The 26,604-nt window shown below is 70.9% G+C and carries 18 protein-coding genes and 4 pseudogenes; 7 read left to right on the top strand and 15 right to left on the bottom strand.

Features of this window, described 5'->3' with window-relative positions; all coding sequences use genetic code 11:
* Positions 1–208 precede the first annotated feature (208 nt).
* Positions 209–1,285 (bottom strand): annotated as a pseudogene (locus tag ACWD5D_RS28090) (ROK family transcriptional regulator); the annotation flags it as partial.
* A 141-nt stretch (positions 1,286–1,426) separates the two neighbouring features.
* Here ACWD5D_RS28090 and ACWD5D_RS28085 point away from each other — a divergent pair.
* Complete coding sequence (locus ACWD5D_RS28085) at positions 1,427–2,641, top strand: MFS transporter (RefSeq protein WP_451375538.1); 1,215 nt, start codon at positions 1,427–1,429, stop codon at positions 2,639–2,641.
* On the opposite strand, the gene ACWD5D_RS28080 is transcribed toward ACWD5D_RS28085, so the two are convergent.
* Both ACWD5D_RS28080 and ACWD5D_RS28075 read right to left on the bottom strand, forming a co-directional pair.
* Positions 2,601–3,059, bottom strand: a complete 459-nt coding sequence (locus ACWD5D_RS28080; RefSeq protein WP_451375537.1) for an acyl-CoA thioesterase — start codon at positions 3,057–3,059, stop codon at positions 2,601–2,603. The two genes, ACWD5D_RS28085 and ACWD5D_RS28080, sit on opposite strands and share 41 nt — an antisense overlap.
* Before the next feature lie 126 nt (positions 3,060–3,185).
* Positions 3,186–4,445 carry an alginate lyase family protein gene (locus tag ACWD5D_RS28075; protein ID WP_451375607.1) on the bottom strand — a complete coding sequence of 420 codons (1,260 nt, stop codon included), beginning with the start codon at positions 4,443–4,445 and terminating at the stop codon, positions 3,186–3,188.
* A gap of 201 nt (positions 4,446–4,646) precedes the next feature.
* Between ACWD5D_RS28075 and ACWD5D_RS28070 the strand changes: the two are divergent.
* A pseudogene (locus tag ACWD5D_RS28070) lies at positions 4,647–4,799 on the top strand (nitrate reductase); the annotation flags it as partial.
* Positions 4,733–5,533, top strand: coding sequence for a recombinase family protein (locus ACWD5D_RS28065; protein ID WP_451375606.1), 801 nt, complete (start codon positions 4,733–4,735; stop codon positions 5,531–5,533). The pseudogene ACWD5D_RS28070 and the gene ACWD5D_RS28065, both read left to right, overlap by 67 nt.
* A gap of 24 nt (positions 5,534–5,557) precedes the next feature.
* Here ACWD5D_RS28065 and ACWD5D_RS28060 read toward each other — a convergent pair whose 3' ends face one another.
* The 6 genes and pseudogenes from ACWD5D_RS28060 to ACWD5D_RS28035 form a co-directional block, all read right to left on the bottom strand.
* A complete protein-coding gene (locus ACWD5D_RS28060) occupies positions 5,558–6,385 on the bottom strand; it encodes an HARBI1 family protein (protein WP_451375536.1) in 828 nt (275 codons plus the stop codon).
* Positions 6,386–6,730: 345 nt separating this feature from the next.
* Positions 6,731–10,297: an nSTAND1 domain-containing NTPase gene (locus ACWD5D_RS28055; protein WP_451375535.1), complete on the bottom strand. Its 3,567-nt coding sequence runs from the start codon at positions 10,295–10,297 to the stop codon at positions 6,731–6,733.
* Between the two features lie 67 nt (positions 10,298–10,364).
* A pseudogene (locus tag ACWD5D_RS28050) lies at positions 10,365–11,243 on the bottom strand (caspase, EACC1-associated type); the annotation flags it as partial.
* Between the two features lie 11 nt (positions 11,244–11,254).
* Positions 11,255–11,677 (bottom strand): effector-associated constant component EACC1, encoded by a 423-nt coding sequence (locus tag ACWD5D_RS28045; protein ID WP_451375534.1) that lies wholly within the window; start codon positions 11,675–11,677, stop codon positions 11,255–11,257.
* A 166-nt stretch (positions 11,678–11,843) separates the two neighbouring features.
* Positions 11,844–11,954, bottom strand: a pseudogene (locus tag ACWD5D_RS28040) (transposase); the annotation flags it as partial.
* Positions 11,955–12,801: 847 nt separating this feature from the next.
* Entirely contained in the window at positions 12,802–14,178 is a 1,377-nt protein-coding gene (locus ACWD5D_RS28035) for a uracil-xanthine permease family protein (RefSeq protein ID WP_451375533.1), read from the bottom strand.
* A 369-nt stretch (positions 14,179–14,547) separates the two neighbouring features.
* On the opposite strand from ACWD5D_RS28035, the gene ACWD5D_RS28030 reads away from it, so the two are divergent.
* Both ACWD5D_RS28030 and ACWD5D_RS28025 read left to right on the top strand, forming a co-directional pair.
* Entirely contained in the window at positions 14,548–15,234 is a 687-nt protein-coding gene (locus tag ACWD5D_RS28030) for a DUF5995 family protein (RefSeq protein WP_451375532.1), read from the top strand.
* A gap of 104 nt (positions 15,235–15,338) precedes the next feature.
* Entirely contained in the window at positions 15,339–16,268 is a 930-nt protein-coding gene (locus tag ACWD5D_RS28025; RefSeq protein WP_451375531.1) for an LLM class F420-dependent oxidoreductase, read from the top strand.
* Between the two features lie 40 nt (positions 16,269–16,308).
* On the opposite strand, the gene ACWD5D_RS28020 is transcribed toward ACWD5D_RS28025, so the two are convergent.
* Positions 16,309–17,328, bottom strand: coding sequence for an Lrp/AsnC family transcriptional regulator (locus ACWD5D_RS28020; RefSeq protein ID WP_451375530.1), 1,020 nt, complete (start codon positions 17,326–17,328; stop codon positions 16,309–16,311).
* A gap of 106 nt (positions 17,329–17,434) precedes the next feature.
* On the opposite strand from ACWD5D_RS28020, the gene ACWD5D_RS28015 reads away from it, so the two are divergent.
* Together ACWD5D_RS28015 and ACWD5D_RS28010 are read left to right on the top strand one after the other, a co-directional pair.
* Entirely contained in the window at positions 17,435–18,880 is a 1,446-nt protein-coding gene (locus ACWD5D_RS28015; RefSeq protein WP_451375529.1) for an MFS transporter, read from the top strand.
* Positions 18,877–20,067: an amidohydrolase gene (locus tag ACWD5D_RS28010; protein ID WP_451375528.1), complete on the top strand. Its 1,191-nt coding sequence runs from the start codon at positions 18,877–18,879 to the stop codon at positions 20,065–20,067. Before ACWD5D_RS28015 ends, ACWD5D_RS28010 begins: the two co-directional genes overlap by 4 nt.
* Before the next feature lie 138 nt (positions 20,068–20,205).
* On the opposite strand, the gene ACWD5D_RS28005 is transcribed toward ACWD5D_RS28010, so the two are convergent.
* The 5 genes from ACWD5D_RS28005 to ACWD5D_RS27985 all read right to left on the bottom strand — a co-directional run bounded on the left by ACWD5D_RS28005 (position 20,206) and on the right by ACWD5D_RS27985 (position 26,421).
* Positions 20,206–21,918, bottom strand: a complete 1,713-nt coding sequence (locus tag ACWD5D_RS28005) for a flavin monoamine oxidase family protein (protein WP_451375527.1) — start codon at positions 21,916–21,918, stop codon at positions 20,206–20,208.
* Positions 21,919–21,996: 78 nt separating this feature from the next.
* Positions 21,997–22,785 carry a carbon-nitrogen hydrolase family protein gene (locus ACWD5D_RS28000; RefSeq protein WP_451375526.1) on the bottom strand — a complete coding sequence of 263 codons (789 nt, stop codon included), beginning with the start codon at positions 22,783–22,785 and terminating at the stop codon, positions 21,997–21,999.
* Positions 22,786–23,077: 292 nt separating this feature from the next.
* Positions 23,078–23,458 (bottom strand): DUF742 domain-containing protein, encoded by a 381-nt coding sequence (locus tag ACWD5D_RS27995; protein ID WP_451375525.1) that lies wholly within the window; start codon positions 23,456–23,458, stop codon positions 23,078–23,080.
* 7 nt (positions 23,459–23,465) lie between these two features.
* Positions 23,466–23,903: a roadblock/LC7 domain-containing protein gene (locus ACWD5D_RS27990; protein ID WP_451375524.1), complete on the bottom strand. Its 438-nt coding sequence runs from the start codon at positions 23,901–23,903 to the stop codon at positions 23,466–23,468.
* Positions 23,893–26,421 (bottom strand): sensor histidine kinase, encoded by a 2,529-nt coding sequence (locus ACWD5D_RS27985; RefSeq protein WP_451375523.1) that lies wholly within the window; start codon positions 26,419–26,421, stop codon positions 23,893–23,895. Before ACWD5D_RS27985 ends, ACWD5D_RS27990 begins: the two co-directional genes overlap by 11 nt.
* Positions 26,422–26,604 lie beyond the last annotated feature (183 nt).

Genomic DNA, 26,604 nt, shown 5'->3' with positions numbered 1-26,604 from the left:
GCCCCTCCGGCTCCTCCGGCTCCCGGTGCCCCGACTCCGGCCCAGCCGACTCCTGTCGCCTCAACTCCGATCCCACCGAGCCCCGTCGCCCCGACTCCAGCCCAGCCGACTCCCGGTGCCCCGGCTCCAAGCCCTCTGGCTCCGGTCCCGCCAACTCGGCCTGCGCCGCTTCCACTTCCGCCACCGCCTCGGCCACGATCGCCGCCGCACCGGGGCCGTCCAGGGCGACGGTCGGCGCAGTCGGCACGTGAGCCTGCTCAGCCGATGCGGTGCCGGTCCCGTCCTTCGCGGCGGCCTGCCCCCTCGTCGCCGTCTTCACCGCGGCCCGTTCGGCCCCGGCGGCCCGCGTCCCCGCCATCTCGGCGACCGGCCCGCCCACCGTCGCGCTCGGCGCCCGCGTCACCCCCGGCGCCGCCAACCCGCACTCCCGGGCGAGCGCCCCGATCGCCGACGCCCCCGCCAGTGAGTGGAAGCCGCCGTCGCAGTCCGTCGCCGAGGGGAGGGAGGTGGTTCCCGGTACCGGGAGGAAGCCGATCTCGCCCGTGCCTCCGGAGGCGCCCCGGCGCAGGGTGCCGTCGAGGACGACGGCGGCGCCGACGCCGTGGCCGAGCCAGAGGAGGACAAAGGTGTCGCGGTCGCGGGCGGCGCCGTCGCGCTGTTCGGCCAGGGCGGCCAGGTTGGTCTCGTTCTCGACGGTGACGCGCGCCTCCGGGAGCCGCTCCTGGAGGGCGGCGGCCAGGCTCCGGTGCCAGGCGGGCAGGCCGCTGGAGTCTCGGAGGTCGCCGGTGGCCGGGTCGACGAGGCCCGGAGCGCCGATGCCGACGGTGTGCAGCCGTCCGTCCGCCCGGCCGTTCTCGCGTCCGGGCGTCCCCAGGGTGCCGGCCTCCTTCGCGGCCCGCTCCACCGCCGCCACCGCCAGCTCGACGGCGGGCCCGGTCCCGGTGTCCCCGCCGATCGGCACGGACGCCTCGGCGAGCACCTGTCCGACCAGGTCGGAGACGAGCACGAAGACCCCCTCGGTGCGCACGTCGAGCGCGGCGAGGAGGGCGCGGTCGGCGACGATGCCGTACAGCCGGGCGTTGGGGCCCCGGCGCTGCTCGCCGGACTCGCCGACCACCGTGATCAGGCCGGAGACGGTGAGCCGTTCCACTAGGTCGGCGACCGTCGGCCGGGACAGTCCGGTCAGCTGCTTCAACTGTCCTGCCGTCAACGGGCCTTCCTGCTGAAGCAGCCGCAGGGCGAGCCGGTCGTTGATGGCCCGGGCGGTGCTCGGTGATGCGGGCATGACGGGGATCCTCCCAGAAACCGGCGGTCGCAATACTCCCTATCTATCAGGCAGGGTCCCTGATAATTTACGCCCGGACAGCGGAGCACACGCCGGTACGGCCGGGCGCAGCGGGGGAACTCCCCGGGGAGGGGCTGGAACATGGGTGACGTGGGCGGCACGCGCGAGGAGGTCAGGCGCGCCCGGTACGCCGTGGCGGCCGTGTTCGCCGTGCACGGCGCGGTGACGGGCTCGTTCGCGACCCGGGTGCCGTGGGTCCAGGACCACGCCTCGCTGAGCGCGGGACAGCTCGGCTTCGCGCTGGCGTTCACGGCGTTCGGCGCCTCGTGCTCGATGCCGCTGGCGGGCCGGATCAGTCACCGCTTCGGCAGCCGTACGGCGCTGCGCGGGCTGATGGCGCTGTGGACGCTGTCGCTGATCCTGCCGTCGCTGGCGCCGAACCTGTACACGCTGTGCCTGGCGATGTTCACCTACGGCGCGGCCGCCGGCATGGCGGACGTGGCCATGAACGCGCTCGGTGTCGAGGTCGAACGGCTGCTGGACCGGTCGATCATGTCGGGGCTGCACGGCATGTGGAGCGCGGGCGCGCTCATCGGCTCGGCGGGCGGCACGCTCGCCGCGCATCTCGGCGCGGACGCGCGCGTGCACTTCGCGTTCGCGGCCGCCGTCCTCACCGTGCTCGGTCTGGTGGCCTGCGCCTGGGTGCTCGACGTCCAGCCCGCCGAGGACGAGGAGCCGCCGCCGCGGTTCGCGCTGCCGCCCCGCTCGGCGCTGCTGATCGGCGCGGTCGGCTTCTGCGCGGTGTTCGCGGAGGGGGCGAGCCTGGACTGGTCGGCGGTGTTCCTGCGGGACCGGCTGGACTCCTCGGCCGGTCTGGCGGCGGCCTCGACGACCGGGTTCATGCTGACCATGGCGGTGGCCCGGATCGCCGGGGACGCGGTGGTGAACCGCTTCGGCGCGGTGCGCACCGTACGGGCCGGCGGGGTGCTGGCCGGTGTCGGCGGCGTGCTGGTCGTCCTCGCCGGGCATCCGGCGGTGGCGATGACCGGTTTCGCGCTGATGGGGCTCGGTATCGCCGTGGTCGTGCCACTGTGCTTCGCGGCGGCCGGCCACGCGGGGCCCAACCCCAGTCAGGCGATCGCGGGCGTGGCCACCATCACCTACACCTCGGGGCTGGTCGCGCCCAGCCTGATCGGCGGCGTGGCGCAGGCGACCAACCTGATGGTCTCGTTCTGTGTGGTGACCGTGCTGGCGTGCGGTCTCGCCGTGTTCGCGGGCGTACTGCGCACCGCCGAGCGCGGCGGCCGGACCGAGGTCAGTCGGCAGGCCGCAGCAGTTCCCGACCCACGGCCCTGAAGGCGTCGGTCCAGGGCGCGGGGCGCAGGGTGGTGGCGTCCAGCCGGACGAGCACCCGGGTGCCCCGCGCGTAGGTCCGGGCGCCGTCGGCCGAGCAGAACCGGAAGCCGTAGGTCAGGCCGGTGGTGCCGAGCCGTTCCAGCCAGAGGTGGACGGCGTAGGTGCCGGGGCTGGTGACCGGCGCCTCGTAGCCGATGGTGAGCTCCCGGACCGCGTTGCAGGCGTCGCCCGCGGCCACCCAGTCGCCGTCGAAACGGACCCCGTGCTCGTTCCACAGCTCGGTCCAGGCGCGCTCGACCAGCAGCGGATAACGGGCGTTGTGGAGGAGACCGAGCGCGTCCAGGTCGTCGAAGTGGACGGTGACGGGGATCAGGCGGCCATAGGCCACGGCGGGGGCGATCGGGGCTTCGGCGGTCACGGGAGGGGCTCCTGAGCGGTGGGTACGGGGCGATGGGGGAGATGAGCGAGACGGGAGAGATGGGAACACCCCATACTAAGCGACCGCTCAGGAGCCTCAGCCGGGAAGCCCCCAGGTCAGGCCCGCTCAGCCCGCGATCGAGTCCAGCTGCTCGGCGGCGGGCCGCAGCTCCCAGAGATCGCCGCCGGGTGGCGTCTCCAACCTGGGCACGGCCGCCTTCGCCGCCCGGTCCCCCGCGTCCGCGGCCGCGTGGACGACGTCGCTCGCGGCGTACCGGTGGAACTCCAGCTCGGGGTGAGGCCAGGCGGCGGCGCCCGTCGCGGCGGGCAGCAGATAGTCGACCGCCTTGAACAGGCTCTGCCCGGCCGGCCCCCGGTAGTCCCAGAGGTTCACGCCCACGTGCCGGCCGATGGCCGCGAGGCGCGTGTAGGCGACGAGGTCGAAGGTCGAGTAGTGCCAGCTGCGGGTGCGCGCGAGTTCCTGCGGCTGGCTGCCGTCGGCCGCGATCTGCGGGGCGATCCGCTTCGCCCGCGCGTCCAGCACGGTCCGCCGGGCCAGGGCGGTGTCGCCGGTGGCGTAGGCGAGGGCGGCGAACTGCATGTCGTAGAAGGTGCCGTGGTTGTTCGCTGCGGCACCCTCCTGCTTGCCGAAGTCGCTGTTCCTCAGCCAGCCGAGGAAGTCGGCGTTCCACGTGCCCATCGCGGTCCGGTCCTTCGCGCTCCAGCCGGGGGCGCCGGTGGCGAGGATCGCCTGGGCGTCGAGCACGCTCGTGTACGACTGAGAGAAGTCGATGATGCCGATGGCCCGGCCGTCGTACTTGCAGGGGATGAACTGGGCGTGGTCCAGGTCGGGGTTCATCCTGGTGGCCGGGTCCAGGAACCAGGTGCGCAGGATCTGCCCGGCCTTCTCGGCGTAGCTCCGCCTGCCCGTGTAGTACCAGGCGAGCGAGAGGTCGTACGCCGAGTCGAAGACCTTCTCGGCGTCCTGCCGGTCGGTGCCGCTGTCGACCTCGGGATTGCGCTGTCCGTCGCGCTGAACGTACGGGCAGCCCCAGGGATTGTCGGCGGTCGGGGTTGTGGTGGGCCACCAGTAGGGGGCCTGGCTCAGGTACTCGTGGACGTCGCCGCCGGGGGCGGGCTTCGGCTTGTCGACGACCGTCCACGGCCCCTGGTCCAGCCAGGCGTCCGCGCGGGCGGTCAAGCCCTGGACGGCGCGCCGCAGTCGAGCGTCGCCGTGATCGAGGCGGGCGCGGGTCTGCTGGAGGCGGACGCCGTCCAGGACGGCCGTCCGCGGGGCCGCGGGCGCCGCGTGCGCGGAGGGGACGAGCAGGGCTGCGAGGGTCACCACCGCGGCCAGCAGTCCGGCCGCACGGGATCTTCCACTCATCGGGCACTCCGATCGGATCCACTCGATCCAGATCCACCCGGCTCGGATCCACGAGGTGCGGATCTGCTCGGTGCGGATCTGCTCGATGTTGTCAGATATGTGAATGCTGTTCACGAGAGAGACCGTGTGAGCGTAGGGCCGCCAGGTAACCGTGACAATGGTCCGGACCGTCTTCACGTACAGAGAAAGCGAAACCCCACCATGGACCTCGGCGTGCGCTGGAATCTGCACGGTGGCGGGCGCACGCCCGCACCCGGAGCGGTGGTACGCCCCGACGAACGACTCTCCTGGCCGCGCACGATGGGCCTGGGCGCCCAGCACGTCGTGGCGATGTTCGGAGCCTCCTTCATAGCTCGGAGCTAACATCACTGGCATGCCGCAACCTGCGGGAGTCCCTGCAGCACCTCGACATCCTCACCAACTACGGCATCGAGGTCCGTGCCGCACGTGAGGACTTCGACGGCAAGACGACGATCGGCAAGTTCGCGATCGCCCAGATGCTGAATATCGCCGAGTTGGAGTCCAACCAGAAGTCCGACTCGTGGAAGGACACCATCGAGCGGCGCCGCCGGGCCGGCCTGGCGCACGGCTCCCGCGGCCGGTTCGGATACTTCCGCTGTGACGTCTGTCCTCCCCCGGAGCGCGGCAAGACGCTCCTCACATGCCCACGCTGCAAGGACGGGATCCTGAAGATCGACCCGGTGACGGGACCGATCCTGGCGTCCCTCTACCGGCGGTACGCGGCCGGTGAGTCGGTACGCGGAATGGTGCTGTGGCTGAAGGAGCAGGGTGTGAAGCACTACACCGGCACGGATATCGATGCCGGAGCCCTTTACCACATCCTCGACTCCGGCTTCGGTCTCGGCTTCGTCCGCTTTCACCGCCAACTCGGCCGCGATCAAGCAGAACTCGTCGAGGCAGTGTTGCCTGGTCCGGACGGTGGTCCGGCGGCCGTACCGGCGGACCACTGCCCTGTGGATCCTCTGCGGCTGCGGCTGACTGTCTTGACTCCGCTCAGATCCCAGGTGCATTCAGGTACTCCTCAACGATCGGCGCAAACTCGCCAGTCAGTGAGCCTTTCCCAGTAATGGATCACGACGGTGCGTGATCGTTCAGATGGTGCGGTCGTACTCGAGTTGGAGCAGGACGAGGGCTGCGGCGGCGATCTTCGTGATGCGGCTGGGGTCGAGGCTGACCCTGCGCAGGGCCTTGAAAGTCGTCTTGAGCAGGGAGTTGGCGCGCTCACAGACGCCGTGGATGCCGCGGATGACCTTGTTGTACGTCTGTTGCTCCTCGGTCGGCTCGCCTCCGGAGGGCTTCTTGTGCGGGTGGCGGAAGCCGTCGCCGACGTTCTCGTGGCCGAGGTCGACCAGGGTCGGCATGTCCAGCTCGGCCGCGATGCGGTTGAGTGCCTCGACCAGCCCGTGGTGGCGGGCGCAGGTGGTGTCGTGCTCCCGGCCCGGCCGTGCTGGCGAGACCCAGATGGGCCAGCCGTCCGGGGCGGCGATGACCTGTACGTTTCCGCCATGGTGCTTGTGTTTTCCGGACCACCAGAGGTCTGCGCCGTTGGGGCCCGGGGCGGCGACGCGGTCGGTGCGGATGACCGTTCCGTCGAGGTTCAGATGCCTCAGCCCGGCCGCCTTCGCACGCTCCAGCGCGCTGGACAGGTCCGGTGCTCCGGCGGCCAGGACGGCCAGTCCTTCATGGAGGTAGCGGTAGGAGGTCGAGGCCGACAGGCCGTTGTCACGGGCGAGTTGGGCCAGTCGGGTGCCGTCGATGAACCAGCGCAGCACGAGCACTGCCTGCTTGAAGCAGCTCAGCGCACGTCGCCCCTTGCGGGTCCCGGCCACGATCCGGTGGTCGCGCAGGAGGCCGGCCAGGTGCTCGGCGGTGGACCGCTTCACATCGAGCACAGCGGTGTATGTGACACTGGTCGGCACGTGAGGCCCCTCGGTCGGATCTTTCTGTCGCAAGATCGTTCCTACCAGGGGCCTTACGTCTGCCAGGACTTGGGGATGCCGCAGACCGCGCGACGCGCCTCGCGCTCACAGACGGTGGCGGACGGTTACTGGGAACAGCTCACTGTGACCTGCTAGGACTTCACACAAACTCCTGCCCCCTGAACGCGCTTACCCCCATGAACGACGAGGCCCTGGCTCACCGACACCAATGGGCCCGGTCCACCAATGGAGATGGTCTCTTAGCCAGCGGCACAGCAGTCCGTCCACAATCCGGTCCAGCCTCGGCGCCGGGGGTCCCGACTCTGCGGTCTGGTTGTGTCGGAGTCAATCGCCGGCGGGAATGGCCGACGGGAACAGCTCGCGCGGGAGCCCGGTTGCCGTCGTCGGGTTGGAGGGAAGGTTTGTGCACACTGTGCTGAAAGGAATGCTGGGCGCAACGTCCGCCCACTGCTCCTTGGTGGGGTTGGTCCCGGCCAGATGGCAAGCACGGCCATCCGGGTCGCGAACGGCTGCGCCGAGCGGGGCGATTCGCCATCTCGTGACGGTTTGCGTGTCGTAGGTCATCAGGTTGGAACTGTCGGCGGAGAAGGCGATTTCTCTCAGCCCTTCGCCGAGATCGACGTGGGCAAGCGTGTGCGGATTCGACGGTATGCCGACATCCCACAGCATTGCCTGGTTCTTGGAGCCGGGTCCTGCGATCATGCGGCTGTCGGGACTGAATGCGAATTGGCCGTCCTCTTCGGTGTCAGGCAATCGGCTCAGATAGCGCGGCTTGCTCGGCGACGAGATGTCGAACAATTGGATACCGCGGCCTATCGAGTCGAACAGCAGCAGTCGGCTGTCTGGACTGACGGCGACGGCGTTCCCCATGAGTCGCGAGTAGTCACCATCCGGGTCGGGAAGCGTTGCCAACCGTCGGGGAGCAAGCGGATCCGTCACACTGTACAAGTCCGTACCGATGGCGAGCAGTTTACCTCCGGGAATGAAGAGCGGGTCTCCGCCGTGGAGTTCTGCCTGTTTGATCCGGGTCATACGCACCGGGTTACCGCGACGGGAGATGTTCCACAGGGTGGTGGGGTGATGGAGGACGTTCGCGGCCATGAGCGTACCGTCAGGCGAGAACGCCAAGCCTGGCGCGGCGGCTTCCTCTGTGTCGATGTGAACCCGCGCCCACTGCTTCGGGTTGCCGGGGTCGGATACGTTCCAGACGGTTGTGGTCCCGGTCTGTTCAGTGATCGCCAAGAGATGGCCATCGGGCGAGAAAATACCCTGAGCCTCGAGGCGGTCCCAGTCGCCGACGCGAATCGTCGCGACGGTGTGGCTCGCCTGAGGGCCGTTCAGCGAGATGAGGTTCATCTGCTTTTCCCCGGTGGCCAGGGCCAGCAGTCTGCCGCGCGGGTGCAATGCGTGCGGGAGTACGGGCATGATCTGGCTGACGTACTTTACGGGTGTGCCGGGTGCCACCTGCCCGGTCCTCTGTGGGGTGAGCCGGTCCGTGATCGTCCAGAAGTAGAGCTGGCCGGCCGGGTCTGCGGTGACCACGGTGCTGCCGTCGGGAGAAAAGGCGGCGCTTTGAGCCTGCTGGCCGCTGAAGACGGCTGCTCTCGCCGGCTCCTGCCGGGCCGAGACGTCCCACAGGATTGCGGTGCGGTCCGTACTCGCGGTGACCAGGTAGCGTCCGGCCGTGTCGAAGGCAACCGACGTCACCGGCCCGCCGTGTGCGCTGAGGACGGCCACTCGGCTGGGATGAGCGGGATCTGAGAGGTCCCACAGGCGTGTCTGCGCGTCCTGTGAGCCGACCGCCAGCCTCGTTCCGTCCGCGCTGAAGGCGGCAGTCTGCGGAGCGTCGCCGGTGCCGGGAAGCCGTCCCAGCCTATGCGGTGCGGAGGGGTTGGCCACGTCCCACAGCTCCACTATGCCGTCCTGCCATCCCAAGGCCAGCAGATGGTGTCTGGCTGAGAAGGCGATCGTCTGGATGCTGCTCGGGCGGGTCGGGAAGGACGCCACCGAGCGGGCCTGGCCGGAGCCGTGACCGGTGGCCCACAAAGTGGCCGGCCCGAATCCGACCGGTGCTGTCACCAGCAGTGTGCCGTCGGTACTGAACCCCGCGGCTTCCAGGCCCCGCGCCAGGCGCTGATAACCTCGCGGCTTGGGTTCCGACCGGTCGGTGAGGGAGAATCGGCCCAGGATGCCGTTGCCCGCGATGAGCATCATGGAGTGATCGGAGACCCAGGTCCAGGGGAGTCCGAAGCCTTCCGTGTACGGACTCGGCGCCACGTCCGCGACGCGCCGCACCTGGCTGGAACCGGTCACTCTGAAGATCTCCGCGGTACCGATTCCCGTACCCATCACCAGTGTCCGCCCGTCCGGGCTATACGAAATCGGCGCTCCCCCGGTCATCCCCGCCTGTGCCGAGCCGGAGAACTGCGTTCCGATGAGCACATCGAGCAGTGTCGCGCGGCTTGTCCCGTCTCCGCCCGTACGGTGGTAGGCGGCGACTGCCAGCCACAGCGCGGCCCGGGGGTCCGAAGAGATCTCAGCGCGTGCCGCCGCCTCCAGCTGCCGCGTCTGCGCCTCCATCTGTCGTGTCTGCGCCGTCTCCCTGTTGTGCTGGGCGACGGCGTTGCGCTGCAGCGCGATCCCTCCCGCCACCAGCGCCATGACCAAAGCGATGACAACAGCACCCAGTGACTGCTTCAGCCTGCGGGTACGAGTGAGTTCCCGGGTTCGCTCGGCGTCCTCCGCGTCACGGCTGGCCGCGAGGAACTCGGCGTCCAGCGGACGCAGCGGCCTGCGCCTGCCCTCCTTGCGTGTCCAGTCCTCCGCATTGGCCAGTCGGACGCCTCGATAGCAGTAGGCCTGTTGACGCTCTGCGCGCTGCCACTCGTCCGCGGCATCCGCCAATTGCTGGCGGGTCACAAGCCCGGCTCGGTCCTCGGCTATCCACTGACGCAGTCTTGGCCACGCCCGCAGCAGGGCTTCGTGGGAGATCTGCGCGCCCGTCCGATCCTGGGTGATCAGACGGACGTGCACCAACCGGTCACCCACCAGACGCACCAACTGGCTCTCCAGGACGGAGCGACCGTGCGTGAGCTCGTCGAAGCCCGCCCGACGGCGTACCGCCTCTCCACTGCCGGCGCGTACGAGCACCATACTGAGCAGGAGATCACGCAGGACCTCGCGGCCCGGCTCGGCCAGTTCCTGGTAGATCCCCTCTGCGGTCTCGGTGACCGAGTCCCAGATCCCGCCCGTATCCGCGTAACCGGCCAGCGTCAGTGTCCCAGCGCTGCGCCGGAGCCATGTCTCGCGCAACACGTGGGCGAGAAAGGGAAGTGCGGAGCCCAGATCGCGGTGCCCGCCTTCCCTCAGGTCCCGCAGCAACAGATCGGTCAGACCGTGTTCGAGCCGCAGCCCTGCGACACGGGCAGGCTGCTCGATGGCGGCCCGCACGCCGTCCTCGTCCAACGGGGGCACGATGACCGACCGGTCGCGCAGCGCTTTGACCAGCGCGGGGTGAGACAAACAGTTCCCGTAGTGGTCGGCACGCAGCCCGAGGACAACGCGGGGCCCGTGCTCACCGCGGTCAGCGCACAGAAGCCGGATGAAGCGCTCCCGTTCGGATGCGTCCTGGCATTGTGTGAAGACCTCTTCGAACTGGTCGACCACCAGCACCTGGCACCGGGGACGTCCCGCGACAGGACTCGGTAACCGTCCGGCCGCCAGCTCCGGTTCGACCTCGGCATACGACCGGCCCGTGGCCTGTCCCCATCGCTCCCCGAATGCGCGCATCGGCTCCTGGCCCGGAGAAGCGATCAGTACGGCGGGCCAGGGCGTGGACGGATCGGCCTCGTACTTGCGTTCGAGACCGGCCAGCAGGCCGGCGCGCAGCACGGACGACTTGCCCACTCCGGAGGGGCCCAGCAAAATCAGCGGCGAAGCACCGGGGGGGCTCGCAGACCTTGTCGAGGAGATCGGCGACCAGATCGTCCCGGCCGAAGAACCGGTCGCTGTCCTCGGCCTGGAAGGGCTCCATGCCTGGATACGGGCAAGGAAGGTCGTCCGTCGGGTGAGGAGAGTTGCTGGATGTCCGCAGTGGCCTGCGATAGGCACGGTTGGCGGCGATGACGAGTTCGCCGGCGCGATCCTCGCTCAGTCGGTGCGGGCGCACGGCCGCATCCTGAAACCTGCGGTCCAGCGCCGCGTACAGGTAGTCCAGGGTCATCCAGGCGGGTGCTGCCGGATCCCCGTGTTCGAGCAGTTCCAGCACTGCCCCGGAGAACACTGTGAAGCGTTCGCTCGCGGGAGCGAACGACAGGGCGTAGTCGGAGGCAGAACTGAGCAGATAGCTGCCCTGGGGGCGGGCACTGGCAAGAGCTTCGTTCCGGCGGCCGCGCAAGGCTGCTTCCGCGAGCCCGGAGAAGCAGCAGTCCAGGACGACAACGGCACGAGCTGGACAGGTGCTGAGCAGGTTCCGGATCGACCGATACGGCACCGAGTGGGCGACCCGCTCGTAGGACGGGCTGGAATGTGTGGCCAGGTACAGCTCGTCTTGCGGGCCGAGCAGGCCGTGTCCGATGAAGTAGAACAGCAGCAGCCCTCGCGCGGTGGACGCCGCGTGTTCCACGGCTTCGACGACGACTCCGTCGTCCTCCGGATCGAGCAGCAAGGTGATACGCGAGGTGTCCATGCCGCATACCTCGTGCAGGACTCGGGCCACGTTCAGCGCCGTGTCACCCACGCTCGGCAGGTCCTCCAGGTCGGAGGCATTTTTGTGACGGCTCGTCCCGACCACGACGGCATACGCCGACTCGCCGGAAAAGTCGCTGGTATGGCGCATCGGGTGCGGATTCATCCTTCCCGGGTCCCGGTGTCCTGCCGCGTGCCTTCCTCGGTGCTCTGCTGAAGTTCCAGCGACGAAGCGACTTTCAGCACGAATTCGGATACCTGGCTGGCTGTCAGGTCCTTGACGCCCTCGGTGGTGACGGTGAACTGCGCACCGTCGGGCCGGGTGAAGGTCACCGTCTGCTTGCCTACACGGCTGCGCACCCAGGCCACGACCGCACTCGCCAGTACGGTGGCCACTCCACCCGGAATCAACAGAGCCGTGATGACTTCAGTCGACGCACCCATGGCGCCCGGGCTCGGCGTCCCTCCGGCACGAGTGATCACCCCGCGCAGATCACGCTGCCGACCCAGCCACGCCCTGAGGTCATGCGTGGCTGCGGCACTCGCTCCCGGCTGCTCCTCCTGAGCAGTGATCGTCAGCAACATCAGCAGCCCCCGCCTGTGCCAGCTCCGAAAACGCTCCCATGATAGGCGCGGGGAACACGAGAAGCATGACTTCACGGCATCGTAGGGCAGGGACCATCTCTGCGGGCCCGGGCAGCACCGGGTGCTCTGCCGCTCGGCGTCCGCGGCCCTGCGGAAGACCCGGCAGGGCCCGCTCGATCATCTGCTCCACCATACGGGGCTTGGTCTGGAAGCCCACCGTGTCGGGGACATGCGCGGCCCGGCACCGCTCCCGGTCCTCGGTCCACTCGCGAGGCAGTCAGGAGAGCTTCGCGCGATGCACCCCCGGCTCGCCGCCGCCCGCGCGGAATGGTCCACGCTGACTGACACGACGGCCAACACCGAGGCCGCGTAATCCCGCCGCGCCAAGACCACTCCGCAGCCGACGGCTCCAGCGCCATGCTCCGGCGGCTGCCGCGAACGCCCTGCTCATGGGCCCCAGTCGCCCCTCCGCCCCAGGGATTTTTCAGGGACTTTCAGTGCCGTCCGAGGGACTTCCGAGGGACTTTCCGCTGCCTGACGCGGCAAGCCCCCGAAAGACCAGAAAGAGCCTCCGACGCAGGTCAGAGGCCCTCTCCCAGGCAAAGCCGCAGGTAGGGGCAGACGAGTCAGGCTGTACGCCGGGTTCTGTGACCAGTACCCCCAGCGGCCCCGAGTCCGCATGTCAAACAGGTCACCCATCTCCCTGACAGCCCGCCAACCCTCAAGTACCGTTCCTCTTATGGATCATGAAGGTCCGTGGCGGTTCCCGCGGCCGCGTGCTCTGCCGGGGTCGGCACGTAAGGAACCATCGGTCAGCAGCAGTGACCGGTTCTTCCTCAACACCCTGGCGATCATGGGGATGCACCGAATCGAGAGCGCAGCCGAGCAAGCGGAGTCGCCCCGTGACGCGCTGATCGAAGTCGCGCTTACACCACGCCAGTGGCAGCACATCCTCCTTGTGCTGTCTCAGGACGGCAGCGACCGGTCCCGGGGCCTGCTCGAGGTCCTCTTGGGTGAGATGCTCCAAACGCGACCCCAGAAACAAAAACGGCAACGGGCGCGAACGGCGACTGAAACAGCCCCGCCCGCGCCCGGCACGTCTCCGTCAGCGCGCGTTCCCCTCCCTACGCAGCCGAGTCGTCGTACCTCGTCGTGCCCGCATCCAGCAGCGCTCCCTGCGGCGTACCTCCAACCTTGGAGAGCCAACGGAGGGCGTGATAGCCCGTGAGCACCAGGAGGGTGCCGAGGGCGATGCCGCTGAGCTCGAAGTTGCCGGTGATCTTCAGCGAAACGCCACCGATGCCGACGATGACACCGGCGGCGGCCGGCACCAGGTTGAGCGGTTGGCTGAAGTCAACCTTGTTGCGGACCCAGATCTGAGCACCGAGCAAGCCGATCATGCCGTAGAGGATGACAGTGATGCCCCCCAGCACACCGCCCGGGATGGCCGCGACGAACGCCCCGAACTTCGGGCACAGACCGAAGAGAAGCGCGAAGAACGCGGCACACATGTAAGCGGCGGTCGAGTAGACGCGGGTCGCGGCCATGACGCCGATGTTCTCGGCGTACGTGGTCGTGGCCGGGCCACCCGCAACCGTGGAGAGCATGGTGGCCGCACCGTCCGCGGCAATGGCGGTACCAAGCTTGTCGTCGAGGGGATCGCCGGTCATCTCGCCGACCGCCTTGATGTGGCCGGTGTTCTCAGCTACCAGAGCGATCAGGACAGGGAGGGCCACGATGATCGCCGACCCGCTGAACGAAGGCGCGTGCATGTCGGGGAAGCCGATCCAGGCGGCTTCCTTGACCGAGCTCAGGTCGAGACGCCAGTGGTCCACGACCTTGCCGCTGCCGTCAGCGGAGTGGATCTTGCCCAGGGCCAGGTCAAGGATCCAGGAAAGCGCGTAACCGAAGACCAACCCCAGGAAAATGGCGATACGTGACCAGAAACCACGCAGGACGACGAGCGCGAGGCCGGTGAACAGCATCGTGGCGAGCGCCGTCCACTGGTCTTGCGGCCAGTAGGTTCCCGCAGCCACCGGAGCGAGGTTGAAGCCGATCAGCATGACGACGGCGCCCGTCACCGCCGGAGGCAACACCGCGTGGATGACCTTCGCGCCCAGGAACTGGACCACGACACCGACCACGGCCAGGGCAAGGCCCACCACGAACAGCGCGCCGGTGATTTCCGCCGGCCCACCACCCTGGCTTCCGATGACAGCGGCGACACCGACGAAGGAGAGCGACGATCCCAGGTAGCTGGGGACTCGGCCGCGCGTGATGACCAGGAACAGCAGGGTCGCTACGCCCGAGGCCATGAGACCAAGACTCGGGTTGAGCCCCATGAGTACCGGGGCAACAAAACAGGCACCGATCATCGAGACGACATGCTGCGCGCCCAACCCGATCGTCCGGGTCCAGGTGAGCCGCTCGTTGGGCTTGACGACCTCACCTGGTTTCAGATGCCGGCCATCTCCATGCAGCTTCCACCCGAAACCTGACATTCAGCACTCTCCATTCGTGTACTTACCGAACGGAAAGTACAAGATCAACCGTCAACCATTCGCACCAGCCTGGTGCCGACCCCACCCGGACCCCCAGTCGCGTGACCTGGCCCGCTTGTCGCGGACCCGCCGGGTTCCACGTCGACAATGGTACGAGGGCTCGTTCGCGCACCCAATTCAGTGATGCAAACAGGTTGCGACGTTCGTGGCCCCCGTGCTCATGGGCCTGGACCCGAACCTGGCGATCATGATGTCGGGCGTGGCGACCGTGATCTTCCTGCTCGCCGCCCGCGCCGGGGGTTCCCTCGTTCCGGCGAAGCCCCGGGCCGGTCGGCGCGCGGGCCGGGGCAGGGCTGGGACGCTTCCCCCATGGCGCAGTTGGAGCACTTCACCACGCCCGTCGACGCCGTCCTCGCCCGGATGCGCGCGCTCGACGCGGAGCTGCCCGAGCGGGACGGCCTCGCCGTGTTCAACCGTGTCTACCTCGCCGTCACGGAGGAGGTCGACCGGCACCTGGCGGGCGGGGACTTCCCCGACCCCCGGGCGGCCTCGGCGCTGGACGTCCGGTTCGCCGGGCGGTACCTGGCGGCGGTGGACGCGGCCGCCCGGGACCACCGTCCGCCCGCCTGCTGGCGGCCCCTGTTCCAGTTACGCCGCCATCCCGGGGTACGGCCGCTGCAGTTCGCCCTGGCGGGTATCAACGCGCACATCGGGCACGACCTGGCGCTCGCCGTCGTCGACACCTGCGACGCGCTCGGCTGCGAACCGGCCGATCTGGAGGACGAATTCGACCGCGTCGGCGAGCTGCTCGTCGCGTTGGAGGAACGCGTCCGCGAGGATCTGATGCCGGGCCCCGACCTGCTCCAGATCGCCGACCCGCTCACGCATCTGGTGGGGTCCTGGAGCCTGGAGCGGGCCCGGGACGCGACCTGGGCGACGGCCAGGGCGCTGTGGGCGCTGCGCCGGTTCGAGGACGTCGTCGAGGAGTTCACCGAGCGGCTGGACGCCGCGGTCGGTCTCGCCGGCCGGATGCTGCTCACCCCACTCACCGACTGAACCGCCCGAGGTGGCCGGAAGCGGCCTGCGCGCGCCGTCCGCGGAACTACCCCGCGACGACCGTACGTTGATCGTCCACCAACCGATCGCAGAGGAGCAACGGAATGGCGACCCGGCTCGGCCTCAGTCTTCCCCAGATGCGGCAGTATTCCGTCGGCAGGGACGTGCCCGACGTGGCACGGGCCGCCGAAGAGATCGGCTACGACAGCCTGTGGGTCTTCGAGCGCGCCCTGTTCCCCGAGCCCGCCACCCAGGGCCTGTACGGCATCGAGGGCCTCCCCTGGCCCGACCAGTACCGCGGCGTGGCGGACCCGCTGGTCACCCTCACGCTGGCCGCCGCGGCGACCGAGCGGGTCCGGCTGGGCTCCAGCGTCCTGGTGGCCCCGCTGCACGTCCCGTTCCAGCTTGCCAAGTCCCTGGCCACGCTGGACGCGGCGAGCGGCGGCCGGGTGATCGCGGGCTTCGGCACGGGTTGGTCCCTCGACGAGTACGCGGCCTCGGCCGTCCGGCCCTTCGAGGAGCGCGGGGCGGTACTGGACGAGACCATCGAGGTGTGCCGGGCCGTCTGGGGTCCGGATCCGGTCAGCTTCGACGGGCGGATCGCCAAGATCGCTTCGGCGGTGGTCGGGCCCAAGCCCGCGCGGCCGATCCCGATCCTGCTGGCCGCGGGCAACCGCCGGGCCTGGCGCCGCCTGGTGGACCACGCCGACGGCTGGCTGCCCGTGGGCATGGGCGCCGAGCAGGTCGCCGACCAGTGGCGGCAACTGCGGGAGCTGGCCGAGGAACGCGGTCGCACGGAGCCGATCCAGACGGTTCTGCGGGTCAACACCGCCCTCCTGCCCAAGGCGTACGAGGGCGCGGACCGCCGGCCCTTCCAGGGCAGCGTGGACCAGATCGTCGAGGACCTGGTGGCGCACGCGCAGATCGGCCTGGACGAGATCCTCGTCGACCTCGCGGGCAGCACACGGGACGCCCAGGAGCTGAAGGACCGGGCCGCCGAGGTGTTCGAGAAGGCACGGGCCGCCGGGGTCTGAGGCCTGACCGCAAGGGCCTGGGCCCGGATCGGGCCCCGTGTCACCAGGGGCGGATCGGGTGCATCCCGGTCCGCCTGCCCTCCTCGTCCAGCAGATGCCCCATGCGCTTGACCGTGTGCAGGCCCACGATCCGGTCGGTCACCGTCAGCGTCGGCAGCCGTGAGCACAGGGCGGCCTCACGGCGCTGGATGTCACCGAGGTCGTGCACCCACAGGGTGGCGAAGATGTTCGAGGTGCCGGTGACGGCCGCGACCAGGCGGCACTCGGGCAGCGCGGCGAGCGTGCGGTGCGCGGTGGCGATGTCCCGCGCCGGCGTCCGTCCCAGCAGCGAGACCGGGACCGGGTGGCCGCTCAGGGCGGACGCCATGTCGCAGCGGAAGGCGAGCGCACCGCAGTCGGTCAGCCGGCGCAGCCTGCGGCGTACGGTCGCGGGGCTGGTGTCCGCCTGATCGGCGAGCACGGCGAGGCCGAGCCGCCCGTCGCGCACCAGGGCGTCGAGCAACGCCCGGTCGACGGCGTCGGGTTCGACGGTGGAAGCCGGCTCGCGGGCCCCCGCCACCGTGGCGCCGAGCGCGCTCAGCTGGGTCGGAGCGAGCGACCGCAGCCGCCACCGGCTGCCCTCCACGAACAGTGACGTGGCGAAGAGGCACGTCACCGAGACGAGCCCGGGCAGCGGCTCGAGGCGGTCGGTCACGAAGCGGGTCAGCGCGGGCAGGTCGGGCGCGAGGACGTCCAGGAGCAGATCGGCGCTGCCGGGCCCGGTGAGCTGGACGGTCGCGGCCTCCTCGAACGCGCAGAGCCGTTCGGCGATCCGGGCGCGGCTGCCGGGGCGGCAGCGCAGCAGCACGAACGCGGTGCAGCGCGTGTGCACGAACTCCCTGCCGGGCACCGCGGAGACCCACGCCAGACCCTCGCCGGTGAGCCGCTCCCAGCGTCGAGCGAGGGTGCCCGCGGTGACGCCGAGCGGCGGCGCCAGCTCGGTCCACGACGCCCGGGGCCGCAGCTGGAGCGCGTTGACGAGGGCGAGGTCCAGTTCGCTGACGGTGACCGTTTCTGGCATCAGTCCCGCACCCCGCGCATGTTTCCGTCGAAATCACGGCTCGGTTCGGCCGCCGCCCGCACAGTAGCCACCACTTTCGATGCGGGCAACCAGAAGGGAATCTCCTGTGCGCACAGACGGATCGGCCGGGGGCGGCGGCGGTCTCCTCGGCACCGGCCGCGGCATGCTCGGCGCGATGGCGGTGGTCGTCGTCTTCAGCGGCGTCGTCCAGGGCTACCTCACCCCGTTGCTGCCGGAGCTCGGCGGCCGGCTCCACCTCGGCGGTGTGGGCCAGAACAACCTCTATCTGCTGTCCCAGTGCGCGTTCGCGGTGCTCACACCGCTGCTCTCGCGCCTGGGCGATCTGTACGGGCACCGCCGGCTGCTGCGTGTCGCGGTCACGATGGTGGCGGCCGGTTCGCTGCTGATGGCCGTCGCACCGACGGTGACGACGCTCGCCGTGGGAATGGTGCTCCAGGGCGCGGTCGTCGGCTTCTTCCCGCTGCTCGCGGGAATCCTGCGGTCCCGGGCGCCCGAGCGCGGCCGGATCGGCATGTCGGTGCTGGTGGGCGCGCTGCTCATCGCGATCGGCGTCGGCGGCCTGGTCGCCGGTACGCTCAGCGAACGGCATGCGGCGGCGGGACTGTGGGTGGCGGTGCCGGTGGCGGTCGTCGCCGTCGTCGCCGGGTTCGTGCTGCCGGACAGCGACACGGAGCGCGGCGGCCGGTTCCACTTCGGCGCGGCGGCGCTGCTGACCGTCGGACTCGTCGCACTGGTCCTGGTGCTGGCGCAGGGCGAGGCCTGGGGCTGGCTTTCGGCGCGCTCGCTCGGCGTCGGGGCGCTCGCGGCACTCACCCTGGTGGCCTGGGTGGCGGTCGAACGCAGAGCCACGCATCCGCTGGTCAGTGTGCGGATGCTGCGCGACCGACGGCTCGCCTTGATCAGCGCGCACACGTTCTGCGCGGCGTTCGGCACGATCGGGTTCCTCGGCGCCAACGCCCTGTTCCTGGGCGCCGATCCGGACCGCACCGGCTACGGCATGGGTCTCGGGCCGCAGGCCATCGCCACGGTCTCCCTCGCGATGGTCGTGGCCGGCTTCGCCGGGTCCACCGCGACGCCGCGCCTGGCCCGCCGGATCGGCGACCGCGCGGTCCTCGCCACCGGCGGCGCCCTGATCGCGCTCGGTTTCCTCGGCATGGTCGTGTTCCACGCCACGCTCACCCAGTACGTCGTCTCGGCGCTCGTCGTGGGCCTGGCCACGGGCCTGTTCGAGTCGATCACCAGGACGCTGTCCGCGGAGGTGGTGCCCGAGCGGCAGACCGCGCTCGCCGTGGGCCTCAACGAACTGGCGCTGTCCCTGGGCGCGGCGATCGGCGCGGCCGTCATCGGCGCCCTGTTCGCCGCGCACCAGCACGCCGGTCACATCGCCCTGTCCGGCTTCGCGTGGAGCTGGGGCGTGTGCGCCGGCGTCGCGCTTCTCGGCTCCGCCCTCGCCCTGGCCTACGGCACCGCTGCCAGGCCGTCCACCGCGCCCCGCACCGACACCGTCGTCCCGAAGGAGGGCCTCGCATGAGCACCCGTACCGATGTGACCGACGCGGTCCTGAAGTGGTCCGACCGTCTGGTCGCGCTCAGCCACAGCCTGCACGCCGAACCCGAGACGGCGCTCGACGAGCATCGCTCCGCCGCGAAGATCGCCGACCTGCTGGACGCGGCCGGGTTCACGGTGACGCGGCCCCTCGCGTCGCTGCCCACCGCGCTCGACGCGACGTACGGCAGCGGGGATCTGGTGATCGCGTTCTGTGCCGAGTACGACGCCCTGCCGGGGATCGGCCACGCCTGCGGGCACAACGTCAACGGCGCGGCGGCGGTCGGCGCCGCGCTCGCTCTCGCGGCCGTGGCCGACCGGACCGGTGTCACGGTGCGGCTGATCGGCACTCCCGCCGAGGAGGACATCGGCGGCAAGGTGCTGCTCGTCGACGCCGGGGTCTTCGACGACGTGGCCGCCGCCATGATGGTGCACGCGGCGGCCGAGGACACGGTCGGCGCGTCCTCGCTGGCGATCGGCGCCTGGGACATCACGTACCAGGGCAGCCCCGCGCACGCGGCGCTCGCTCCCTGGGACGGCATCAACGCACTCGACGCCCTGACGGTGGCGCAGACGGCGCTCGGTCTGCTCCGCCAGCATCTGCCGCCGGGTTCGCTGGTGCACGGCATCGTGACCGACGGCGGTTCGGCGCCGAACGTCGTACCGGACCTCACCCGCGCCCGCTACGAGGTGCGGGCCCCGAGCGTCGAACAGCTCAGGGCCGTGCAGGCCCGGGTCCGCGCCTGCTTCGAGGCGGGTGCCCAGGCCACCGGCGCGCGGCTCCGACTGGAGCCGCACGGGCGGGACTTCGCGGATCTGCGCCAGGACCCGTTCCTCACCCGTGCCTACACCGACGCCGCAAGCGCCCTGGGCCGCGTCCCGCAGGCCCGGCACGGACAGACCATGGCGTCCACCGACATGGGCAACGTCTCGCGCCTGGTGCCCGCGATCCACCCCACCGTCGGCTACGACACGGGCGGCGCGCTCCAGCACACGGCCGAGTTCGCGGCGTTCGGGACGTCACCGGGCGCGGATCGCGCGGTCCTGGACGGGGCGCGGGCCCTCGCCCTGACCGCGGTGGCGGCGGCCACGGATCCCGAGCAGCGCCGCCGGCTCCTCGACGGCGCGGCCGACCGCCGCGCCGCCGGCCGGCGCACCGCCGACTGCGCCTAGTCCTCGGGCAGTTCGACCAGTCCGCTGAGCCGGATCGGTGAAGTCCGGTGCGCAACCGCGCCCCGAAAGGGGCGCGGGGAACTGCGCGGCCGGCCAGAGACGGCCCGCAGCTCCCGCACCGTGCTTCCCGCGGAGCGCTCAGTCCTCGGGCAGTTCGACCGGCGCGATCTCGTCGTAGACGTCGCCGGGGCCGGGGTTCGTCGCGTCGGTGGAGCCGCCCAGCTGGTGCATCACACCCCACACCGCGTTCAGCGCCGTCTGCACCGCGCCCTCGGCCCAGCCGGCCGTCCACGAGATGTCGTCGCCGGCGAGGAAGATGCCGCGCCGGTCCTCGGGCAGCCGGTCCTGCATGAAGTGCGTGAACAGGCGGCGCTGGTAGCGGTAGTGGCCGGGCAGGTTCGCCTTGAACGCGCCCATGAAGTACGGCTCGTTCTCCCAGGACACGGTCACCGGGTTGCCGATGATGTGCTTGCGGATGTCGACGTTTGGATAGATCTCGCCGAGCGACTTCAGCATCACGTCGAGGCGCTCGTTCGCGGACAGGGGCAGCCACTTGAGGCTGTCGTCGCACCACGTGTACGAGAGGCACATGACGGCCGGCTTGTCCGGCCCGTCGTCCAGCAGGTAGGTGCCGCGCGTCATCCGGTCGGTGAGCGTCATCGACATGACGTCCCGCCCGGTCGGATTTCCCCTGTCGTCGACGGCCTTGTCGAGCCAGAACGGCCGGTCCACGGGCACGAAGAGCTTGCTGGACTCCATGTAGTGGGTCCGCTCGATGGCCGTCCAGTGGTCGATCGGGAAGAGCGCGTCGTCGCACTGCACCTTCGACAGCAGCATCCAGGACTGCGCGGTGAAGATCGCGGCCTGGTAGGTGCGGATGTCGCCCGCCGCGTCCGTCACCGTGATGCGGTTGCCCGCGGTGCGGGCGAGCCGGGTGACGGCGGGGCGCGGGGCTCCGCCCTGGTGCAGGGACTGCAGCGACGTGCCGTACGCCCAGTGCACGATCTTCTCGGGCTCGCGCTCCCACAGCCGCAGCGGCAGCTGCTGCGAGCCGCCGACGATGCCGCGGTGGTGGTCGTCGGCCTCGGTGTAGACGACGCGCAGGATCTCCAGGATGGAGTTCGGGAAGTCGGTGTCCCAGCCGCCCGTGCCGAAGCCGACCTGGCCGAAGATCTCGCGGTGCCGGAAGGACTTGAAGGCCTCGGAGTCGCAGAGGAAGCCGTAGAAGGTCTGGTTGTCGAGCTTCTCGACCAGCTTCGCCCAGATCTCGCGGATGCGCGGGACGTCCCGCTCGCGCATGGCTCGGTTCATGTCGGAGAAGTCGGCGCCCTCGTCGAGGCACTTGTTCCAGGCCTCGGCTACGTCGCGGTAGACCTGCGGCAGGTCGTCGACCGTCTCGGCGTAGTGCGACTCGCCCTTGAGGTCCACGACGGTCGAGGGGGTCGCCTCGGCCAGCGGGTTCGGGAAGGGCCTGGTCTCCAGGCCGACCAGGTCGATGTAGTGCTGGAGGGCGGTGGAGGACGGCGGGAAGCGCATGGCGCCCATCTCGGCCGTCAGCGACTCGTCACAACCGTCGAAGCCGACGGTGCGCAGCCGGCCACCGATCTGGTCGGCCTCGTAGACGACGGGCTTGAGGCCCATCTTCATCAGCTCGTAGGCGGCCACGATGCCGGACAGACCGCCGCCGATGACCGCGACCTCGGTGCCGTGTTCGGTCGCGGGGACCTGACCGAGGCCCGCCGGGTGGGCGAGGAAGTCGTCGTAGGCGTAGGGGAAGTCCGGGCCGAACATGGTGATCGGCGGCTGCTGCTCGTCGGCGTGCTCGACGGCGTTGGGCACCGTGGACGTCATGGGGTACGGACTCCTTGCGCGAAGTGAAAGAGGGGGGAAGCCGGGGAAGCCTGGGGGGAGGGAAGGTGCGGCGACAGCTCAGACGAGCGACCCGTACAGACCGGGGCGGCGGTCCTTCAGGTACGGGTTGGCCTCGCGGGAGGTGGCCAGGAAGACCGGGTCGACGTCGGCGAGCACCAGTTGTTCGGTGCGGCCGGCGCGGGCGCGGGCGACGCCGTCGGGGCCGGCGAGGGTGGACAGTCCGAAGAAGTCGAACTCTCCCTCCTGGCCGACCCGGTTGGCGTACGCGATGTACATCTGGTTCTCCCAGGCCCGCACCGGCACCAGGGACTCGGCGACGAGCTGGAACGGGTGCATGTTCGCTGTCGGCACGACGAGCAGGTCGGTGCCGGCCAGGGCATGGGCGCGGACGAGTTCCGGGAACTCGACGTCGTAGCAGATCATCAGGCCCACGGTCATGCCGTTCAGCTCGGCCTGGACGACCGGCTGCTCGCCCGGCGTGAAGTGGTCGCGCTCGAGGTCGCCGAAGAGGTGGGTCTTGCGGTAGTTCGCGAGCCGGGTGCCGTCGGCGGAGATCAGCTGGGCCGAGTTGTGGACGGTCTCGCCGTCGCGCTCCGGGTAGCCGTACGCGACGGCCAGGCCGTGCCGGCCGGCGATCTCGGCGATCGCGTCGGCGGAGTCGCCGTCGGCGGGCTCGGCGAGGCGGGCGATGTCGTCGCCGATCGCGTACCCGGTCAGGAACATCTCCGGCGCGGCCAGCAGCGCGGCACCCGCGGCGGCGGCACGGCCCGCGGCCTCGTCGAGGACCTCGAGGTTCTCGGCGACGGAGCCGGGACGGCCGGAGCTCTGGAGCAGGGCGGTGCGCATGCGTGTTCCTCACCGGACTGGAGGGGTTTTGGGGTCGTTTAGAAGGTACGGTCGGCGCGCTCGACCGGACAAGAAGGAGCCGTTGCGCGCCGGTGCGCGGTTCGTTGCGTGGGTGAGGGCTCGGACGACGATTCGTTGCGCGCCCTCACTTGCGGTTCCCGGGGGGCCTGAGGCGCAGGTCACAGGGTGGGGTGCCGGGTGTGCGGGGATGGTGGTCGCCGTTCACCGAGGGCGGTGCGGCTCACGGGCACAACGGCAGGTCAGCGGGCCTGCGCGGCCCGCCTCCCCTCGCCTACAGCTGCTTCAGCCGGTGCACGATCTCCCGCAGCAGTTCCGGATCGGCGGCGGGGCCGCCGCCGGACGCGCGGCGGGGCTCGTCGATGCGGACCAGGCCGGCCTCGGCGAGGTCGCCGAGGAGCACACGGACGACGGTCAGGGGCAAATCAGCGTCCGCCGCCAGCTCGACCACCGGGCGCGGGCCGCGCCGGACGTGGTCGAGCAGGGTCGCCCCGGCGTGGTCGAGGCCGGGGCCGGCCGCGTCCGTCTCCAGTGCCGTCACCCGGGACATCAGGTCGATGGCATGCCGGTCCGAGGGCCGGGTGCGACCCCGGGTCACGGTGTAGGGGCGCACCATGGACCCGGTCTCGTCCTCGTACCAGTGCTCGTCGTTCACCGCGGTGTCAGGGGGTCGTGCGGGTGGCGGCGTCCAGGTGGCGGCCGAGGCGGCGGACGAGCAGGGCCATCTCGTGGGCGAGCTGTCCGACGTCGGTCCGCGCCTCGCTGAGCACGGCGAGGCGGCTGCCGTGTCCGGCCGGGGTGACGAAGAGGTAGGCGTCGTCCAGCATGACCATGGTCTGCCGCACCTCCCCCGCGTCGAACCGCTCCCCCACCGAGCGGGCCAGCCCGTGGAAGCCGGAGCAGACGGCGGCCAGGTGCTCGATGTCCCGGCGGCGCATGCCCTCCGAGCAGCTCAGCGGGAGGCCGTCGGCGGTGAGGAGCACGGCTTGGCGGACGTGGTCGGTGCGCGCCACGAGGTCGTCGAGCAGCCAGCCGAGATCCGTTCCGGGCGCTCCGGCGGGCACGGCCGGGTTCTCGGGGGTGCGGTCGTCACCGTACATGGTCGGTGTCGGTCCCTTCGTCGGCGTTGGCGGTCGTGTGGTCGGCGTCGGTGGTGGAGTGGTCGGCATGGGGGCGCGCGCGGCCGGTGTCGGGGCGCGCGCCGTCGGTGTCGTCGGTGGGCGCGGGCAGGCCCCTTCGGCCGCGGTCCAGTCCGCGTTGGAAGGCGCCGAAGATCGCCCGCATCTCCTCGGGGTCGACCGCGCGTTCCGCGGCCGCGTCCCGCGGCGGCGGGTCGTCGCGCAGCTCACGGACGAGGGAGGCCTGGCGGGTCCGGGCGGGCAGGGCGGGGGCGTCCGGGGCGGCGTTGTCGTGCCTCGGGACGCCGGGCACGGCGGACATGCCGCCCGCGCCGGAACGGGGCGTCGATCGTCTCCGGGCCGGCAGCTCCATAACGGGCGCGTCCCGCTCGGCCGGCGCCGGGGCGTGCGGCACCGGCTCTCGCACCACAGCCTCGGCGTGCCGCTCGACGGCCACGGCCGGAGCCTCGACGGCCACGGCCGGAGCCTCGACGGCCACGGGCGGGGCCTCGGCGGCCACGGGCGGGGCCCCGACGACCACGGCCCGAGCCTCGACGACCACGGCCGGAGCCTCCCCGGAAAGCTCCTCGGCGGCCGTCGCCAGGACCGTCTCCGGAAGCAGCACCACCGCGGTCGTGCCGCCGTACGGCGAGTCCCCGAGGCTGACCTCGATGCCGTGGCGGGCGGCGAGGCGGCCGACGACGTAGAGGCCGAGGCGGTCGTGGCGGGTGGGGTCGAAGGCGTCGGGGTCGGTGAGGGTGCGCCGGGCCTCCTCACGCTGCTCGGCGTCCAGGCCGAGCCCCCGGTCGTCGATCTCCAGGACGAAGCCGCTGCCGACGCGTCCTGTGCGGAAGGTGACCTGGGTGTGCGGCGGCGAGAACACCGTGGCGTTCTCCAGGAGCTCGGCGAGGAGGTGCACGACGTCGGCGACGGCGTCCGCGGCGACACCGATCTCCGGCATCCGGGGCACCACCACGCGCGCGTACTCCTCGATCTCGCCCACCGCCGAGGCGACGACGTCCGCGACGGGCACGGGCCTGCGCCACCGCCGTCCGGGTGCCGAGCCGGACAGGATGATCAGGCTCTCCGCGTGCCGGCGCATCCGGGTGGTGAGGTGGTCGATGCGGAACAGCTGCCGCAGGACGTCCGGGTCCTCGGTGCGCCGCTCCAGGGTGTCGACGAGCTTCAGCTGCCGGTGCACGAGCGCCTGGTTGCGGCGCGCGATGTTGAGCAGCACCGCGAACAGGCCCCGGCGCAGGCCGGCCTGCCGGACGGCGGCCTCGACGGCGGCGAGCCGCGCGGTGTTGAAGGATCGCCTGACCTGGCCGATCTCGTCGTCACGGGCCGCGTCGGTGGCGAGCGGCGGCGCCTCGGCGAGGGCGTCCACCTCCTCACCGGCGCTCAGCCGGCGCATCACGTCCGGGAGTTGGCGGGCGGAGAGCAGGTCGGCGGCGTCGCGCAGGGCCTCCAGGCGGCGGGAGATGCGCCGGGCGCCGCGCACCGCGAACCAGAGGGACAGGGCGACGGCGGCCAGTCCGGCACCGCCGACGACGGCGGCCTTGGTCAGCTCGCGGTAGGCGAAGTCCCGCCCGCGCGCGGCCGAGTTCTCGGCCGCGCGGGTGCACAGCCGCATGTAGCGCTTGACGGCCCGGTCGCTGGTCGAGCGCCAGGTGTCCGCCGCGACGGCCTGACCGGCGCCCGCGGCACCGGCCCGCAGCAGCGCGTCCTCTCCCCCGGTGAGCGAGCGGTACAGGTCGCCGTGCTGGAACTCCTCGAACAGGCCGCGCGAGTCGGCCGGCAGGTCCGGTACGTACGTCCGCTCGAAGACGCGACGGTCCTCGATGGTCGCGGTGAGGCTGTCGTACTGCCGGTCGGTCAGGGTCCCGGCCGCCCGTGCCCCGGCGACCAGGGCGTCCTCCCGGGACACGAACTCCCGTACCCGCACCAGCTCGACGACGACCTGTGCCTCCCGGGCCAGCTGCCCGGCCTGGAGCGCGGTGAGCGTGGACTGCACGTCGAATCCGGGCTCGACGAGCGCGCTGTACGCGTCGACCGCGCGGTCCCAGGTGATGCTCCGGGACAGCACGTCCTGGCGCAGCTTCTCCAGCTTTCCGGTGGCGGCGACCACGGTGTCCAGGGCCTGCCGCTGCCGGTCCGTGAGCCGGTCGCGGTCCCCGCCCCGTACCGCCTGCCGCATGGCCTCTACGGCCCGGTCGGTACGGCGCTGCTGCCCGAGCAGGTCGCCCGCCGCGGCCGTGTCGAGCCGGGCGCCCAGGTAGGCGGCGGACAGCCGGCGTTCGATCTGGATCTGCCCGATCGCGGTGTCCACGGGGGTGCCGAAGTCCTCGTACACCCCTTGGAGCCGGATCAGGGCGCGCAGTTCGCCGGTGACGGACACCATGGCGAAGCTCCACAGGCCCATCAGCGCGACCGCGGGGGCCAGGGCGAGTGCCACGATCCGGGTGCGGACGGTGGTGGGACGGCCGACGGACCAGCGCATGGGATACCTGCCGGGTTACCAGTCAGTAGAAAGTGCGGCACAACCTACGGGATCGTCACCTGGTCCGCAATGGTGACCTGCGGTAATGCCAGGCCACCTCGGGGATCGCGGCCGCGCTCAGGGCCTCGGTGGCGCGAAGCGGGTGACGACGTCCGCGTGGTCGCAGGGCCCGTCGTCGTCCGC

It is taken from the genome of Streptomyces sp. NPDC002520 (assembly GCF_053595235.1).
The sequence above is the reverse complement of the archived record's forward strand: the minus strand, read 5'-3'. Positions and strand labels throughout refer to the sequence as shown.